The 16,187-nt window shown below is 73.9% G+C and carries 16 protein-coding genes; 3 read left to right on the forward strand and 13 right to left on the reverse strand.

Features of this window, described 5'->3' with window-relative positions; genetic code table 11:
• Positions 1–16: 16 nt before the first annotated feature.
• A complete protein-coding gene (locus ACFYZ3_RS33035; protein ID WP_388525521.1) occupies positions 17–1,336 on the reverse strand; it encodes an AI-2E family transporter in 1,320 nt (439 codons plus the stop codon).
• Between the two features lie 60 nt (positions 1,337–1,396).
• Positions 1,397–1,591, reverse strand: coding sequence for a DUF3046 domain-containing protein (locus ACFYZ3_RS33040; protein ID WP_007445009.1), 195 nt, complete (start codon positions 1,589–1,591; stop codon positions 1,397–1,399).
• An 81-nt stretch (positions 1,592–1,672) separates the two neighbouring features.
• Here ACFYZ3_RS33040 and ACFYZ3_RS33045 point away from each other — a divergent pair, with 81 nt between their 5' ends.
• Positions 1,673–2,641 (forward strand): hypothetical protein, encoded by a 969-nt coding sequence (locus ACFYZ3_RS33045; RefSeq protein ID WP_388525525.1) that lies wholly within the window; start codon positions 1,673–1,675, stop codon positions 2,639–2,641.
• A 9-nt stretch (positions 2,642–2,650) separates the two neighbouring features.
• Here the strand turns inward: ACFYZ3_RS33045 and ACFYZ3_RS33050 are convergent, their stop codons facing one another.
• From ACFYZ3_RS33050 to ACFYZ3_RS33060, 3 genes are read right to left on the reverse strand one after another with little or no spacing between them, the layout of a single operon-like run.
• Positions 2,651–2,959, reverse strand: coding sequence for an AzlD domain-containing protein (locus ACFYZ3_RS33050; RefSeq protein ID WP_356862288.1), 309 nt, complete (start codon positions 2,957–2,959; stop codon positions 2,651–2,653).
• Positions 2,956–3,726 carry an AzlC family ABC transporter permease gene (locus ACFYZ3_RS33055; protein WP_388525529.1) on the reverse strand — a complete coding sequence of 257 codons (771 nt, stop codon included), beginning with the start codon at positions 3,724–3,726 and terminating at the stop codon, positions 2,956–2,958. The genes ACFYZ3_RS33050 and ACFYZ3_RS33055 overlap by 4 nt, the downstream gene beginning before the upstream one ends.
• Entirely contained in the window at positions 3,723–4,589 is an 867-nt protein-coding gene (locus tag ACFYZ3_RS33060; RefSeq protein ID WP_388525532.1) for an AraC family transcriptional regulator, read from the reverse strand. The genes ACFYZ3_RS33055 and ACFYZ3_RS33060 overlap by 4 nt, the downstream gene beginning before the upstream one ends.
• Before the next feature lie 443 nt (positions 4,590–5,032).
• On the opposite strand from ACFYZ3_RS33060, the gene ACFYZ3_RS33065 reads away from it, so the two are divergent.
• Positions 5,033–10,099, forward strand: a complete 5,067-nt coding sequence (locus tag ACFYZ3_RS33065; RefSeq protein ID WP_388525535.1) for an ATP-dependent helicase — start codon at positions 5,033–5,035, stop codon at positions 10,097–10,099.
• Between the two features lie 18 nt (positions 10,100–10,117).
• Entirely contained in the window at positions 10,118–10,948 is an 831-nt protein-coding gene (locus ACFYZ3_RS33070; RefSeq protein ID WP_388525538.1) for an Fpg/Nei family DNA glycosylase, read from the forward strand.
• Between the two features lie 42 nt (positions 10,949–10,990).
• Here ACFYZ3_RS33070 and ACFYZ3_RS33075 read toward each other — a convergent pair whose 3' ends face one another.
• The 8 genes from ACFYZ3_RS33075 to rimO all read right to left on the reverse strand — a co-directional run bounded on the left by ACFYZ3_RS33075 (position 10,991) and on the right by rimO (position 16,153).
• A complete protein-coding gene (locus tag ACFYZ3_RS33075; protein ID WP_388525541.1) occupies positions 10,991–11,476 on the reverse strand; it encodes an SRPBCC domain-containing protein in 486 nt (161 codons plus the stop codon).
• On the reverse strand, positions 11,473–11,862 hold the full coding sequence (locus tag ACFYZ3_RS33080; protein WP_388525544.1) for an ArsR/SmtB family transcription factor: 390 nt from the start codon (positions 11,860–11,862) through the stop codon (positions 11,473–11,475). The genes ACFYZ3_RS33075 and ACFYZ3_RS33080 overlap by 4 nt, the downstream gene beginning before the upstream one ends.
• Positions 11,863–11,873: 11 nt before the next feature.
• Positions 11,874–12,170, reverse strand: a complete 297-nt coding sequence (locus ACFYZ3_RS33085) for a hypothetical protein (RefSeq protein ID WP_388525547.1) — start codon at positions 12,168–12,170, stop codon at positions 11,874–11,876.
• A gap of 6 nt (positions 12,171–12,176) precedes the next feature.
• Complete coding sequence (locus ACFYZ3_RS33090; protein ID WP_003973268.1) at positions 12,177–12,647, reverse strand: Dps family protein; 471 nt, start codon at positions 12,645–12,647, stop codon at positions 12,177–12,179.
• A gap of 204 nt (positions 12,648–12,851) precedes the next feature.
• Positions 12,852–13,232 (reverse strand): helix-turn-helix domain-containing protein, encoded by a 381-nt coding sequence (locus ACFYZ3_RS33095; protein ID WP_003973269.1) that lies wholly within the window; start codon positions 13,230–13,232, stop codon positions 12,852–12,854.
• 109 nt (positions 13,233–13,341) lie between these two features.
• Positions 13,342–13,887, reverse strand: a complete 546-nt coding sequence (locus tag ACFYZ3_RS33100) for a CinA family protein (RefSeq protein ID WP_388525550.1) — start codon at positions 13,885–13,887, stop codon at positions 13,342–13,344.
• Entirely contained in the window at positions 13,884–14,675 is a 792-nt protein-coding gene (gene pgsA, locus ACFYZ3_RS33105) for a CDP-diacylglycerol--glycerol-3-phosphate 3-phosphatidyltransferase (protein ID WP_388525553.1), read from the reverse strand. Before pgsA ends, ACFYZ3_RS33100 begins: the two co-directional genes overlap by 4 nt.
• Positions 14,672–16,153, reverse strand: a complete 1,482-nt coding sequence (gene rimO / locus ACFYZ3_RS33110) for a 30S ribosomal protein S12 methylthiotransferase RimO (protein ID WP_388525556.1) — start codon at positions 16,151–16,153, stop codon at positions 14,672–14,674. Before rimO ends, pgsA begins: the two co-directional genes overlap by 4 nt.
• Between the last annotated feature and the right edge of the window lie 34 nt (positions 16,154–16,187).

Below are 16,187 nucleotides of genomic sequence, written 5' to 3' on the forward strand. Positions count from 1 at the left end.
GAGGGTGCGCCGCGCCTCAGGAGGAACTACCGTCCCCGGTGCCCTCCGTGCCCTCCGTGCCCTCCGTGCCCTCCCTGTGCTCCGTTCCCTCCGGCCCCGGGCGCCCCGGCTCCGGGCGCCGGGCCCACAGTTTGCGCAGACGCATGGACGTCCCGGACACCGACCGGCGGTCCCGGCGCCCGTGGACGCGGGGATCGTCCGTGACGTCGTAGCGCTTGACGTACGCGCCGAGGAACGCCTGCAGCGTGGCGACCGCCGGGATGGCGATCAGCGCGCCGACGGCGCCGAGGAGGGCGGTGCCCGCGATGACGGAGCCGAAGGCGACCGCGGGGTGGATGTCCACGGTCTTCGACGTCAGTTTGGGCTGCAGCACGTAGTTCTCGAACTGCTGGTAGATCACCACGAAGATCAGCACCCACAGCGCGTACCAGGGGTTGACCGTGAACGCGATCAGCATGGGCAGGGCGCCCGCGAGGTAGGTGCCGATGGTCGGGATGAACTGCGACACCAGACCGACCCACACGGCGAGCGCGGGCGCGTAGGGCACCTCGAGGATCTCCAGGAGGATGTAGTGCGCGACGCCGGAGACCAGCGCCATCAACCCGCGTGAGTACAGGTAGCCGCCGGTCTTGTCCACGGCGATCTCCCACGCGCGCAGGACCTCCGCCTGGCGGGCGGGCGGCAGGACGGAGCAGAGCCCGCGCCGCAGCCGGGGGCCGTCGGCGGCGAAGTAGAACGAGAACAGCAGCACCGTCAGCAGCTGGAAGAGGCCACCGAGGACCTGTGCCGACACGTCCAGGACGCCCGTCGCGCTGTTCTGCACGTAGTTGCGCAGCCAGTCGGAGCGGAGCAGGCCCTCCTGGATGTCGACCCGTCTCAGCTCGGTGTGGAAGTGGCCGTTGACCCAGTTGATGACGGAGTCGAGATAGTCCGGGAACTCCTCGACCATCTTGACGATCTGGCCCGCGAGCATGGAGCCGAGCAGGGTGACGAACCCGGCGGCGGCGATCAGCACGGCGAGGAAGACGAGGAAGGTGGCGAGTCCCCGGCGCATGCCGCGTCCGGCCATCCAGCTCACCGCGGGTTCGATGGCCAGGGCCAGGAAGAACGCGATGAGGACGTTGATCAGCAGCCCGGTGAGCTGGTGGAAGGCCCAGCTGCCCAGCTGGAAGGCGGCGATGAGCGCGAGGGCCAGCACCATGGCGCGCGGCAGCCAGCGCGGCATGCGGGCGCCCGGCCCCGCCACGGAGCCGTCGGCCGGGGGGCCGGCGGGCGGCGCGGTGCCGGCCGGGGTTGCGTGCCGGGCGGCCTGCCCGGTCTCGTCAGTGGATGCCACGGAGCAAGTCTCGCCCACGCCACCGACAGGGGAGCCCGGTACGGCGATCTTCGTGAACCCTCACCGCTGTTCCCGCGGCACGTTCATGACGGTGCACACCACGCGCCACACGTCCTTCGCGTCCCAGCCGGCGTCCAGCGCCTCGTGCACCGTACGCCCGCCCAGCTCCGCCATCACGTGATCACGCGCGAAGGTGTCGGCGTACCCCGGACCGAAGTGATCCGTCATCCGCTCCCAGAAGACCGTCAACCGCATGCCCCCAGTATCCCGCCCCTGAGAGTGGGCCCCGAGCCGGGACCACCTGCCGGAACCGCCTTTCGGCCTACGGTCTGTCCCATGGCCGAAACCGGAGCGTCCCCACTCCCCGCGATCCCACCGCCCGCGTCCCCCCGCACCCCGGGCCCGCGCTCACCGCTCGCGCGCGCGGAGCACTTCGTCTGGCTCACCGCGCGCGTACTGGAGCAGCGGCTGTTCGCGTACCACTTCCGCGGCGGGGACCCCGGCCCGGTGGAGACCGCGCTGGAGGCCTACCGCAACGAGGACGGCGGGTACGGCCACGCGCTGGAGCCCGATCTGCGCGGCCCGGTCAGTCAGCCGCTGCACACCGCGCACGCGCTGCGCGTCCTGGACGCCGTCGGCCGCTGCGGCGGGCAGCGGGCCGAGCGGGTCTGCCGCTATCTGACCGCCGTGTCCACCCCGGACGGTGCCCTGCCGGTGACCCGTGCGGGCCGGGACGGGTATCCGGCCGCGCCTTTCCTGCCGGTCGTGGCCGACCCGCCCGGCGAGCTGCTCGTCACCGGGCCGGTGGTCGGCCTGCTGCACCGCAACGAGGTCTGGCACGCCTGGCTGTTCCGGGCCACGGACTTCTGCTGGCAGGCGGTCGAGTCGCTGGGCCCCTCGCACCCGTACGAGGTCGAAGCCGCCGTGGCCTTCCTGGACACCGCTCCGGACCGTCCGCGCGCGCAGGCGGCGGCCGACCGGCTGGGCCGCCTGGTGCGCGAGCGGCGGCTCGCCGTGCTGGACCCGGACGATCTCGACGCGTGTCCGGTCCCTCCCGGCCACGCCCCGGGCGAGCACCGCTTCCCGCACGACTACGCGCGGGATCCGCGTTCGCTCGCGCGCGCGTGGTTCACGGACGACGAGATGGCCCGTTCCCTCGACTTCCTCGCGGCCGGGCAGGAGGACGACGGCGGCTGGCCCGTGCGCCGACGTCGGTGGGCGCCCGTCCCAGCGTTGGAGGCCCGCGGCCGGGTGACGCTGGAGGCCCTGCGCACACTCCGGGCGTACGGCCGTCCCCTGGGCTGATCCGTCGGCTCAGCCGCCCATGGCCCGTACGCCCGCGGTGACCACGACGGCCGCGGCGACGACGAGCAGGAACGGGGCGCGCAGCAGCAGTGCGACGGCGGCCGCGGCGACTCCGGCGGCCCGCGCGTCCAGCACGAGCTGCTGCCCGTCGGCGAAGGTCTGCTGGGCGGTGAGCGCCGCGAGGAGGGCGACGGGCAGCAGCGCGGCGAGCCGCCGGACCAGAGGCCGTTCCAGGGCGCCCGCGGGCACCAGCAGCCCGAGGAGCTTGACCGCGTAGCAGCCCACCGCGGTCACGCCGATCGCGATCCACACACTCATCGCTCGCCCTCCCCCTCGGCGGCCGCGCGGACCGCGCCGTCCTCGGCGTCGCCCGTGCGGCGTCCGCGCGCCCACAGGACGAGCGGCGCCGCGAGCGCGGCCACCAGGACGGGCACGCCGGCGGGCAGCACGGGCAGCAGGCCGAGCCCCAGGAGGACGGCCAGGGCGGCGACCGCGCGCTCGGTGGTGTTCTTCAGCATCGGCGCGAGCAGCGCGAGGAAGACCGCCGGACCGGCCGCGTCGAGGCCCCAGGCGTCGGTGTCCCCGATGGCCTCGGCACCCAGCGCGCCGAGCAGGGTGGTGAGGTTCCACAGGACGTACAGGGTGAGTCCGGTGACGGTGAAGCCGATACGGACGCCGCGCCGCGTGGGCTGTGCGAGCGCCACGGCCGTCGTCTCGTCGATGACCCACTGCGCGGCCAGCGGCCGCACCGCGCGCGGGAGGGCCAGCAACTGCGACAGGCGCAGCCCGTAGAAGGCGTTGCGGACGCCCAGGAAGAAGGCCCCCGCCGCCGCGGTGAGCGGGTTGCCGCCGGCCGCGAGCGCGCCGACGAGCGCGAACTGGGACGCCCCGGTGAACACCAGGAGGCTGAGGGCGCAGGTCTGGGCCAGGGTGAGTCCGCTGCCGGCCGAGGTCACCCCGAAGGCGAACCCCGACAGTCCGACGGCGACTCCGACCCCGAGGGCGTCCCGTACGACGGCGGCGTCCGGCTTGGCACCGGCGCCTGCTGTGCCGGGGGCGTCGGGGAGGGCTGTCTGTTCTGTCACGCCTCGAACGGTAGGAGCGGCCCCTGCCGTGCGTCTTGTACGTTCTTGCGCTCGCGCTGGTAGGAACCGGGCGGCACACCGACGATCCGCGCGAAGTGCCGGTTCAGGTGCGGCTGGTCGGTGAACCCCACGGCGACGGCGGCCTCGGCCGGAGGGGTCCCGGTGTCCAGCAGCCGACGCGCCCGACGCACCCGGGCGTCCGTCAGCCAGGTGTGGGGCGGCATGCCATAGGCGTCCCTGAAGGCCCGCAACAGCGCGAACGGGCTGCTCCCGAGTTCCCCGGCGAGCCGCTCCAGGCTCGGCGGGTCGGCCATCCGTTCCTCCAGCACGGCACGCGCGCGTGCCGCCGTCCTGGCCCCTGCGGTACGCACCCGGCGCGGGGGCAGCGGACCGCCGTTCAGCCGCAGCAGCCGGGTGACGGCCACCCGCAGCAGGGTGTCGGCGGCGAGCGCGTTCCCGTCGTCGGCGGCCCGCAGCACGCGGTGCACCAGCTCGACGGTGTACGGGTCGTCGAGCACCGGCCGGACGAACCCCGGCGTCCCGCGCAGCGTCGTCGTCTCCGCCGCGATCCCGGCCACCAGCTCGGGCGCCGGGTAGACGGCCCCGTACCGCCACCCCTCCGGCACCCCGGCCCGCCCCGTGTGCGGGGTGTCCGGGTTGACCAGGGCGAGGGAGCCGGCCCCGGCGTACTGGTCGCTCCCGCCGTGGTGGAAGACCTCCACACCGTCGGCGATGGCGGCGATGACGAAGTGCTCGTGCGTGTGGCGCACGAAGGTCTTGCGTATGTACTGGGCGCGGAGAAGGTCGACGTCGGGCAGCTCCGCGTACCGCCAGTGCCTCGCCCGCTCGCCCGATCCCGCCATGCCCCCATTCTCCGTCACCCGCAGCGGACTCCGGAGACGCCCCGGACCACCTCGCCCACCGCCCCGCACGCCGGACACGACGGGCACGACCGACGTCTCGGGCGCAGCCACGACCGACGTCTCGGACACCCGGCCCGGGGCCACGCCCCTCCCCTCGGACACCCGGCCCGGGGCCACGCCCCTCCCCTCGGACACCCGGCCCGGGGCCACGCCCCTCCCCTCGGACACCCGGCCCAGGCCACGCCCCTCCCCGCGGACACCCGGCTCCTGGCCCCGCTGGGACACACCCGCCTCCACACCCGCCGCTCCCGGCTCCGGCCACGGCTCAGCCCCTGGCTCGGGCGGGCGGTCCCGGCGGGCGACCGGGGGACACCGGTGGCGAAGGCGCCGGGCCCCGTGCCCGGCCCGGGCCGATTGTCAGTGGCCGGGTGCACGATGGAGCCATGGTCAGCTCCGCACACCGAGCACTGGACGGCTTCTCACCCGCGACCCGCGGCTGGTTCACGGGGGCCTTCTCCGCGCCCACCTCCGCGCAGGCAGGCGCGTGGCAGGCCATCTCGCAGGGCTCGGACGTCCTGGTGGTCGCCCCCACCGGTTCCGGCAAGACGCTGGCCGCCTTCCTCGCCGCGCTGGACCAGCTGACCTCGACACCCCCGCCCGCCGACCCCAAGAAGCGCTGCCGCGTCCTGTACGTCTCCCCGCTGAAGGCCCTGGCCGTCGACGTCGAGCGCAATCTCCGCAGCCCGCTGACCGGCATCCGCCAGGAGTCCGTGCGCCTCGGCCTGCCCGAGCCCGAGGTCAAGGTCGGCATCCGCTCGGGCGACACCCCGGCCGCAGAGCGCCGCGCCCTGTCCACCCGGCCGCCGGACATCCTGATCACCACCCCTGAGTCCCTCTTCCTGATGCTGACGTCGGCCACGCGCGACGCGCTGACCGGCATCGAGACGGTGATCCTGGACGAGGTGCACGCGGTCGCGGGCACCAAGCGCGGCGCCCATCTCGCGCTCACCCTGGAGCGGCTGGACGAGCTGCTGCCGAAGCCGGCCCGCCGCATCGGCCTGTCGGCGACGGTCCGCCCGGTGGACGAGGTCGCCCGGTTCCTCGCCCCGCGCGGCCGGGTCGAGATCGTCCAGCCGGAGTCGGGCAAGGAGTTCGACCTGTCCGTCGTCGTCCCCGTCGAGGATCTCGGCGAGCTGGGCGGCTCCCCGGTCGCGGACGGCAACGAGGGCGCCGAGCGCCCGTCGATCTGGCCGCACGTCGAGGAGCGGATCACCGACCTGGTCCAGTCGCACCGCTCCACGATCGTCTTCGCCAACTCCCGGCGGCTCGCCGAGCGCCTGTGCAACCGGCTCAACGAGATCGCGTACGAACGCGCGACCGGTGAGCCCCTGGACGAGCACCACTCCCCCGCCGAGCTGATGGGCGGCTCGGGCGCCGCCCAGGGTGCCCCGCCCGTGATCGCCCGCGCCCACCACGGCTCGGTCTCCAAGGAGCAGCGTGCCCTCGTCGAGGAGGACCTGAAGGCGGGCCGCCTGCCCGCCGTCGTCGCGACCTCCAGCCTGGAGCTGGGCATCGACATGGGCGCCGTCGACCTGGTGGTCCAGGTCGAGTCGCCGCCCTCCGTCGCCTCCGGCCTCCAGCGCGTGGGCCGCGCGGGACACCAGGTCGGCGCGGTCTCCACGGGTGTGGTCTTCCCGAAGTACCGCGGCGACCTGGTGCAGTCCGCCGTGGTCACCGAGCGGATGCGCAGCGGCGCCATCGAGGCGCTGCGGATCCCCGCCAACCCGCTGGACGTGCTGGCCCAGCAGCTGGTGGCGATGACGGCGCTGGACACCTGGCAGGTCGACGACCTCCTCGCCACCGTCCGCCGCGCCGCACCCTTCGCCTCGCTGCCGGAGTCGGCCTTCACCGCCGTCCTGGACATGCTCGCGGGCCGCTATCCCTCCGACGCCTTCGCCGAGCTGCGCCCGCGCGTGGTGTGGGACCGGATCGCGGGCACGGTCACCGGTCGCCCGGGCGCGCAGCGGCTCGCCGTGACGTCCGGGGGCACGATTCCCGACCGCGGACTCTTCGGGGTGTTCCTCGCCGGTGCCGACCCGAAGAAGGGTGGCGGCCGGGTCGGCGAGCTGGACGAGGAGATGGTGTACGAGTCCCGCGTGGGGGACGTCTTCACGCTCGGCACCAGCTCCTGGCGGATCGAGGACATCACCCGCGACCGGGTCCTGGTCTCCCCGGCGCCGGGGGTGCCGGGCAGGCTGCCGTTCTGGAAGGGCGACCAGCTGGGCCGCCCCCTGGAGCTGGGCCGCGCGCTGGGCGCGTTCCTGCGCGAGGTCGGCTCCCTGTCCAAGGAGGACGCCCGGCTGCGCCTGGTCACCGCGGGCCTTGACGCCTGGGCCGCGGACAACGTGCTGTCGTACCTCGACGAGCAGCGCGAGGCCTGCGGCCACGTCCCCGACGACCGCACCATCGTCGTCGAGCGCTTCCGCGACGAGCTGGGCGACTGGCGGGTCGTGGTCCACTCCCCCTTCGGCGCCCAGGTCCACGCCCCCTGGGCCCTCGCCCTGGGCGCCCGCCTGTCCGAGCGGTACGGCATGGACGCCCAGGTCATGCACGCCGACGACGGCATCGTGCTGCGGCTGCCGGACGCCGACCTGATGGGTCTGGACTTCCTCGACCAGGACCCCGCGAAGCCGGGCCTCGAGTACGACGCGGAGAAGGCTCCCGTCGGCGCGGCCGACGTCGTCTTCGACAAGGGCGAGGTCGACCGGGTCGTCACCGACCAGGTGGGCGGCTCGGCCCTGTTCGCGTCCCGCTTCCGCGAGTGCGCGGCCCGTGCGCTGCTGCTGCCGCGCCGCAGCCCCGGCAAGCGCACCCCGCTGTGGCAGCAGCGCCAGCGGGCCGCGCAGTTGCTGGAGGTGGCGAGCGAGTACGGCTCGTTCCCGATCGTCCTGGAGGCGGTCCGCGAGTGCCTCCAGGACGTCTTCGACGTCCCCGGCCTGGTCGAGCTGATGGGTGACGTGGAGGCCCGCAAGGTCCGCCTGGTCGAGGTCACCACCCCGGAGCCGTCCCCCTTCGCCCGCTCCCTGCTCTTCGGCTACGTCGCCCAGTTCCTGTACGAGGGCGACTCGCCGCTCGCCGAGCGCCGGGCCGCCGCCCTGTCCCTGGACTCGCGGCTGCTGGCCGAGCTGCTCGGCCAGGCGGAGCTGCGCGAGCTGCTCGACGCGGAGGTGCTCACCGAGCTGGAGCGCGAGCTGCGGTGGCTCACCGAGGACCGTCGCATCAAGGATCCCGAGGGCGTCGCCGACCTGCTGCGGGTGCTCGGCCCGCTGACGGACGCGGAGCTGGTCGAGCGGGGTGCCGAGCCGCAGTGGGCGCCCGAGCTGGCCGCCTCCCGCCGCGCGATCAGGGTGCGGATCGCCGGCGCCGACCACTGGGCGGCGATCGAGGACGCGGGCCGCCTGCGCGACGCGCTGGGCACGGCGCTGCCGGTCGGTGTGCCGGAGGCATTCACCGAGCCGGTCAAGGACCCGCTCGGCGACCTCCTGGCCCGCCATGCCCGCACCCACGGTCCCTTCACGTCGGTCACCGCGGCGGCCCGCTTCGGTCTGGGCGTCGCGGTCACCGAGGGCGCCCTCCAGCGGCTCGCGGGCACGGGGCGGGTCGTGCAGGGCGAGTTCCATCCGGCCGGTATCGGCCAGGAGTGGTGCGACGCGACCGTCCTGCGCAGGCTGCGCCGCCGTTCCCTGGCCGCGCTCCGGCACGAGCTGGAGCCGGTGGCACCGGCCGCCCTCGGCCAGTTCCTCCCCCAGTGGCAGCACATCGGCAAGGGGCACACGCTGCGCGGCATCGACGGGCTGGTCCGCGCCGTCGAGCAGTTGCAGGGCGCCTCCGTGCCCGCCTCCGCCCTGGAGAAGCTGGTCCTGCCCTCCCGCGTGGCGCACTACAACCCGGCCATGCTGGACGAGCTGACGGCCGCCGGCGAGGTGGTGTGGGCCGGAGCGGGTTCGCTGCCGGGCAAGGACGGCTGGGTCTCGCTCTACCTCGCGGACGCGGCCCCGCTGCTCCTGCCGCCCCCGCACCCCCTGGAGACGACCGCCCTGCACGAGTCCGTCCTGAGCACGCTCTCGGGCGGGTACGGCCTGTTCTTCCGCCAGATCGCCGACCAGGTCCGCGCCACCACCCATCCCGAGGCCACCGATCCGCAACTGGCCGACGCCCTGTGGGACCTGGCCTGGTCCGGACGGCTGACCAACGACACGCTGGCGCCCCTGCGCTCCCTGCTGGGCTCCGGCCGCACCGCGGGTTCCACGGCCCACCGTGCCAAGCGCGCGGTGCCCCGCGGCCGGTACGGCTCGTTGTCGGCCGCCGCCCGTCCGGCGTCCCGCACGGGCCCGCCGACGGTCGCGGGCCGCTGGTCGCTGCTGCCCGACCGCGAGGCCGACGGCACCGTACGGGCCCATGCGCTGGCCCGCACACTTCTCGACCGGCACGGCGTGGTGACCCGCGGCGCCGTCGCCGCGGAGGGCGTCGAGGGCGGCTTCTCGGCGGTGTACCGGATCCTGGCCGCGTTCGAGGAGAGCGGTCAGGCCCGGCGCGGGTACGTGGTGGAGGGGCTCGGGGCGGCACAGTTCGCCATGGAGGGCGCCGTGGACCGGTTGCGCGCGGTCGCGAACGCACGCGAGCGCGGTGACGGCCCGGCCAGGCCGGAGGACTTCCCGCGCGACGGCTCGGCGAACCGCCGCGGGACCGTTGGCTCGGCGAACGGGGCGGGGCCCGAGGGCGGGCCCGTTGGTTCCGGGCCCCGGCCCGGGACCGACGGCCCCGCCGGACCTCACGACTCCTCCGGCCCCGCCGACGACTCCTCCCTCGACCCCTTCGCCCCCTTCGACCCCCAGGACGCCTTCGGCGACATCGGGCCCGGCCGCCCCCTCGACGACGTCTTCGCCGACCCCGACCGTCTGGGCCGTTCCCCCTCCCGGGGCGACTACATCTCACCTCGCGACTACGCCGAGCCGGGCGCCGGCGGTCCGCGCGGGGGCGGCGCGCACGGCCGCTCCGAGGGCCCGCGCGGGGCGTACGACACCGGTTTCCCCGGCCGTCGCGACCGCACCTCCGTCGGGCCGCGGGCCGTCGTGCTGGCCGCCGCCGACCCGGCGAACGCGTACGGTGCGGCCCTGGGCTGGCCCGAACCGCCGGCCGGTGCCACGCACAAGCCCGGCCGCAAGGCGGGCTCCCTGGTGGTGCTCGTCGAGGGCGAACCGGCGCTCTACATGGAGCGCGGCGGCAAGACCCTCCTGCTGTGGCCCTCCGACCACGACCGGCTGCCGACCGAGGACCCACGGCTGCGCGCCGCCGCCGAAGCGCTCGCGGAGGCCGCCCGCGCCGGTTCCCTCGGCACGGTCACGGTGGAGCGGGTCAACGGCACGGCGGCCCTGACGTCCCCGTTCGGCCCTCTCCTGGAGGGCGCGGGGTTCATCGCCACCCCGCGCGGCCTGCGCATCAGGGCGTGACCCTGTCACCCTTGAGCCATGCCCGAAGGAGACACGGTCTGGCAGGCGGCGCGACGGCTGCACGACGCCCTCGCGGGCCGGGTGCTGACCCGCAGCGACTTCCGCGTCCCCCGGTACGCCACGGTCGACCTCACCGGCCGCACCGTCCTGGACGTCACCCCGCGCGGCAAGCATCTGCTGGCCCGTGTCGAGGGCGGTCTGACGGTCCACTCGCACCTGCGGATGGACGGCTCCTGGAAGGTGTTCGCGCCCGGTCAGCGCTGGAGCGGCGGCCCGGCGCACCAGATCAGGGTGATCCTCGGCACCGCCGACCGCACGGCCGTCGGCTACCGCCTCCCGGTGCTCGACATCCTGCGCACCGCCGACGAGCAACGCGCCGTCGGCCATCTGGGCCCCGACCTGCTCGGCCCCGACTGGGACCCGGGGCTGGCCCTGGACCACCTGCGCGCGGACCCGTCACGCGCGCTCGGCGAGGCCCTGCTCGACCAGCGCAATCTCGCCGGTATCGGCAACGTCTACAAGAGCGAGCTGTGCTTCCTGCTCGGCGTCACCCCCTGGCTGCCGGTCGGCGAGCTGCCCGCCGACCGGGCCACGCTGCTGCCCACCCTCGCGAAGAAGCTCCTGGAGGCCAACCGCGACCGCCCGGTCCGCCGCACGACGGGCCTGCGCGGCCAGGACCTGTTCGTGTACGGCCGGGCGCCCCGCCCCTGCCTGCGCTGCGGCACGTCGGTCCGGGTGGCCGACCAGGGCGACGGCTCCCGTGAGCGCCCCACGTACTGGTGCCCGACCTGCCAGGCCGGGCCCGCGCCGCGTCCGGGCGGCCGCACGGGTGCCCGGACACGGCGCTGAGCGAGCGGCCGGGGGGGGCGGGAGGCCGCAGGACGGACACCTCTAGGCGGCGAGCAGAGCGTCCATCTGGCCGGCCGCCTCGCGCAGGCCCTCCGCCATGCCCATCGTCATGAGCTGCTCCATCTGCTCCCGGGTGTCGAAGACCGCCCGCATCTCCATGCGGGTGCCGCCGTCGCGCTCGGTGAGCGTCACCCGGTTCGCGGTCGTCGGCATCGCGGCGTTCGGCACCCCGTCCTCGTCGGCGAATCCGTCGGTGAACTCCAGCGACCTGGGGGCGTCGACCGTGGCCACCCGCCACCAGCCGCGGAACTTCTCGCCCTCCGGGCCGGTCATGAAGTACGTGACGTCCCCGCCCGGGGTCAGGTCGTGCTCCTCCACCGTCGCCGGGTAGGCCGGCGGTCCCCACCAGCGCTCCAGCTGCCGCGGATCGGACCACAGCTGCCACACCCGTTCCACCGGAGCGGCGAAGTCGGCGACCAGGGTGAGGGTCAGGTTGTCGAGATCCCTGTCCAGGCTGGTGACACTCATCGGCTCTGTCCTTCCGTCGGTTGCTGCGCTTCGGATCCGGCCTCCGGCGCCTCGGCGAACAGGCCGGACATCCGCTCCACCCGTCCGCGCCAGGCGGCCTCCAGTTCGTCCAGAGCACGGCGGGCCCGGCCCAGGGCGTCGGGATCGGTCCGCACGAGCTGCTCCCGTCCACGGCGCTCCTTGACCACCAGACCGGCCCGCTCCAGTACCGCGACGTGCTTCTGCACCGCGGCGAAGCTCATCGGATAGGCCTCGGCCAGCCGTGACACCGACAGGTCGTCCCGCACACAGCGACGCAGGATGTCGCGGCGGGTCAGGTCGGCCAGGGCCTGGAACAGGCGGTCCCTGCCCGCTTCCGCCTCTTCAACCACTTCATCTACAACCATTTGGTTGTACATTACTCCCCCAGGCGCCCCTCGTAAAGGTCAGTGCCCGTCCGGGCGGGTCGCGTGGCCGCTGCCCGCGTCCGCGTCCCGCGCAGGGCCCGTCGCCACCGCCCGGCTCCCAGCGCCCCCGCGGCCCGGCGCCGTGGCACGCAGTGCACCGGCAGCACACTCAGCCCCCAGCCGCCGACCGCGACCGCCCCTTCGAGCACCCCGGCCCCGGGCTCCAGCGCCAGACGCAGCACGGCCCACCACCACAGCACGCCGACGCCCAGCGCGGCCGCCCGGCGAGCCGTCCGCGCCGCGACCATCCCGCGTCATCCGTTTTCGGCCTGGAACATCCAGTGCTGCTTCTCGAGGTCGGCCGTGATCTGGATGAAGATGTCCTGGCTCACCGGATCGGGCTCACCGCTCGCCGCGATCCGCTCGCGCATCCGCCCGATCACGGCGCCCAGCGCGTCCACGACGGTCTGCACGGCGGTGGTGTCGTCGACCCAGCCCTCGGGGGTCACGTCGATTCCGCTGCCGACGGCGACCGTCGCGGCCCGCCCGTCCGGGGAGACGCCGAGCGCCGAGGCACGTTCCGCCACGGTGTCCGAGTGCGTGCGGGCGGTGCCGACGAGTTCGTCCAGCTGGAGGTGTACGGAGCGGAAGCGCGGGCCGACCACGTTCCAGTGGATCTGCTTCGCCACCAGGGCCAGGTCGACCAGGTCGACGAGGGCGCCCTGCAACGCCTCGGAGACGGTCTTCAGGTCCGCGTCGGACAACGGGCTCTTCACGACGTACATCCACGCCTCCGTCGGTTCGCCCCCCGGCCATCTCCCTCCACGATGACCGCCCCCACACGGACCGGCAAACCGGCGGCGGCACCGCCGAGGGCACTCACGCCCGCCCGCCGGACGCCCCCGGGCATGCGAAAACCCCGACCTCGTCGCTCCGGGTCTCCGGAGCGACCCCTGGCCGGGGCCTCACACGCACACGTTCTCGGGCGCTCAGGCGGCGACGACGTCCACTGCCTCGGCGGGCGCCTTGATGGTGACCCGTTCCGGCGGCACACCGGTCACCGAGACGGAACCCAGCATCGGGCGCACCGGTGCCGGAACGGTCTCGCTGGGCGTCGCCGCGGCGGACCGGGCCAGCTCGGCAAGGGCGAGTTCGTCGCTCACTTCACGCATGAGCTCGGACATCCGTACGTCCAGCGCGTCGCAGATGGCGGAGAGCAGCTCGGAAGAAGCCTCCTTCTGCCCCCGCTCCACCTCGGAGAGATAGCCGAGTGAGACTCGGGCGGACGAGGAGACTTCGCGCAGAGTACGGCCCTGGCGCTGGCGCTGCCGACGCAGCACGTCACCCAGCAGGCGACGGAGCAGAATCATCGGTGGCTCCCTCCTCGGACCGTGTAACCGCATCCTTCACGCCCCACCGTACCGCCTCGCGCCGCGGCCGTGCGGGGAGCGATGTCGTGTTCACTCAGGGCTGCAAACATCAAAACCCCCCGTTCCGTTCCGTATCCTGTGCCCGCTCATTCCCGGTCTGTTCGCTCGCAAGCTCCCTCAAAAGAAGTGCGAGTACGCTCCGTACACTCTCCATACGAATTTCCGCGCGGTCGCCGTTCAACCGCAGCGCCTCCACTTTTCCGCCATCGGCGCAACCCTGCTCCGCCCCCAAGGGCCCGTCCACGGCCACGAAAACCGTCCCCACGGGCTGCCCGTCCTGCGGGTCCGGACCGGCGACGCCCGTCGTCGCGATGCCCCAGTCGGCGCCCAGCGCCGTGCGTACGCCTGCCGCCATCTGGGCGGCGACCTGCGCATCCACCGCTCCGCGCGCCGCGAGCAGCTCGCCGTCGACGCCGAGCACCTCCCGCTTCAGCTCCGTCGCGTACGCGGTGACTGAGCCCCGGAAGGCCTTGGACGCTCCGGGGACCGCCGTGAGCGCAGCGGCGACCATTCCACCGGTCAGTGACTCGGCGACCGCGAGGGTCTCGCCCCTGACCGTCAGTAGTCGCACCACGTCGGCGGCCGTGGAACTCAAACTTCCGTCCCCTTCAACGCCGCTCTGCGTTCGGCGATTCCCCGGCGGCGCAGCACAATGGCTTGCTTCACATAGTCCAGGCCGGTCGCGACGGTCAGGACGACCGCCGCCGCCATCACCCAGAACCTCAGGGTGGCCAGGGGCCCCGTCAGCGCCAGGACGTACATGCCGACGGCGATGCCCTGGGTGAGCGTCTTGAGCTTGCCGCCCCGGCTGGCGGGGATGACGCCGTACCGGATGACCACGAAACGCAGGACGGTGATCCCGAGTTCCCGGCCGAGGATGACGGCCGTCACCCACCACGGCAGGTCGCCGAGCGCGGACAGGCAGATGAGCGCCGCACCCATGATCGCCTTGTCGGCGATGGGGTCGGCGATCTTCCCGAAGTCGGTGACGAGGTTGTAGGTGCGCGCCAGGTGCCCGTCGAAGAGGTCGGTGATCATGGCGATGGCGAAGGCGGCCCAGGCGAAGGAGCGCCAGGCCGGGTCGTACCCGCCGTTGCCGAGCATGAGCGCGACGAAGGCCGGCACCAGGAGCAGCCGGAGCATCGTCAGCAGATTGGCGACGTTCCAGACACTCGCCTGGTTGACGGCGGCCGCCGCGATCTTGCCGCCGCGCGCGCCGACGCCACCCTCGGTGGCCCCTCGCCGCTCTCCCGCATCCCGTTCCACGGCGCCCCCCAAAGTCGTGCGCCCGGCCGGTTCCTGTGCCGCGCCCGTGGCGCCGCGCGGGCCGGTCCTGCGCGCACTGGAGGAGCCGCCCGCCGCGGACGCCGGGACTCCGGTCATCTGCCGGCCTCCTCACTCCACTCGGGCGCGCCCGGCAGCGGTTCGGCCACCAGGTCGACACCCTCCGTACCGACCACCTTCGCGTCGACCATACGACCGACACTCAGGCCCGCGCCGCTCGTGAGCAGCACCTGGCCGTCCGTCTCCGGCGCCTGGTGCTCGGCGCGGCCGCGGACGCCCTCCCCCTCGTCGGCCGGGTCCACGGACTCGACGAGTACCCGCACGGTCGCGCCGACGCGCTCGTCGGCCCGCTGCGAGACCAGTTCCTCGGCCAGGCGGGAGACACGTGCCAGTCGCTCGGCGACGACGTCCTCGTCCAGCTTGTCGCCGTAGGTCGCCGCCTCGGTGCCCTCCTCGTCGGAGTATCCGAAGACGCCGATGGCGTCGAGGCGGGCGTGGTTCAGGAACCGCTCCAGCTCGGCGAGGTCCGCCTCGGACTCGCCGGGGAAGCCGACGATGAAGTTGGAGCGCACACCGGCCTCGGGTGCCTTGCTCCGGATGGTGTCGAGCAGCTCCAGGAAGCGGTCGGTGTCGCCGAAGCGGCGCATCGCGCGCAACACGTTCGGCGCGGAGTGCTGGAAGGAGAGGTCGAAGTAGGGCACGACCTTCTCGGTGGAGGTCAGCACGTCGATGAGGCCGGGGCGCATCTCGGCGGGCTGGAGGTAGCTGACGCGCACCCGCTCGATGCCGTCGACCTCGGCCAGGTTCGGCAGCAGCGACTCCAGCAGGCGGATGTCGCCGAGGTCCTTGCCGTAGGAGGTGTTGTTCTCGGAGACCAGCATGATCTCCTTGACGCCCTGCTCGGCCAGCCACCGCGTCTCGTTCAGCACGTCGCTGGGGCGGCGCGAGATGAAGGAGCCGCGGAAGGACGGGATGGCGCAGAAGGAGCAGCGCCGGTCGCAGCCGGAGGCCAGCTTCACCGAGGCGACCGGGGAGCCGTCCAGGCGGCGGCGCAGGGGCGCGCGGGGCCCGGAGGCCGGGGCGACGCCCTCGGGGAGGTCGGTCGGACCGTGTCCCGGCAGGGCGACCGAGGCGCCGGCCTCCTGCCGCTCGGCGGGGCTGATCGGCAGCAGCTTGCGCCGGTCGCGCGGGGTGTGGGCGGCGTGGATGCCGCCGTTCAGGATGGTCTGCAGGCGGTCGGAGATGTCGGCGTAGTCGTCGAAGCCGAGGACGCCGTCGGCCTCCGGGAGGGCGTCGGCCAGCTCCTTGCCGTACCGCTCGGCCATGCAGCCCACCGCCACGACGGCCTGCGTTCTTCCGTGGCCCTTGAGGTCGTTGGCCTCCAGGAGGGCGTCGACGGAGTCCTTCTTGGCGGCCTCGACGAAGCCGCACGTGTTCACGACGGCGACGTCCGCTTCCTCGGCGTCGTCGACGAGCTTCCAGCCGTCCGCCTCCAGACGGCCTGCGAGCTCCTCCGAGTCCACCTCGTTACGGGCGCAGCCAAGGGTGACGAGTGCGACGGTACGGCTTTCAGGCATGGGCTCAAGACTACTTCGTCCCGCCGACAGCCCA

The sequence above is a fragment of the Streptomyces sp. NPDC001599 genome (assembly GCF_042893535.1).
GTDB lineage: Bacteria > Actinomycetota > Actinomycetes > Streptomycetales > Streptomycetaceae > Streptomyces.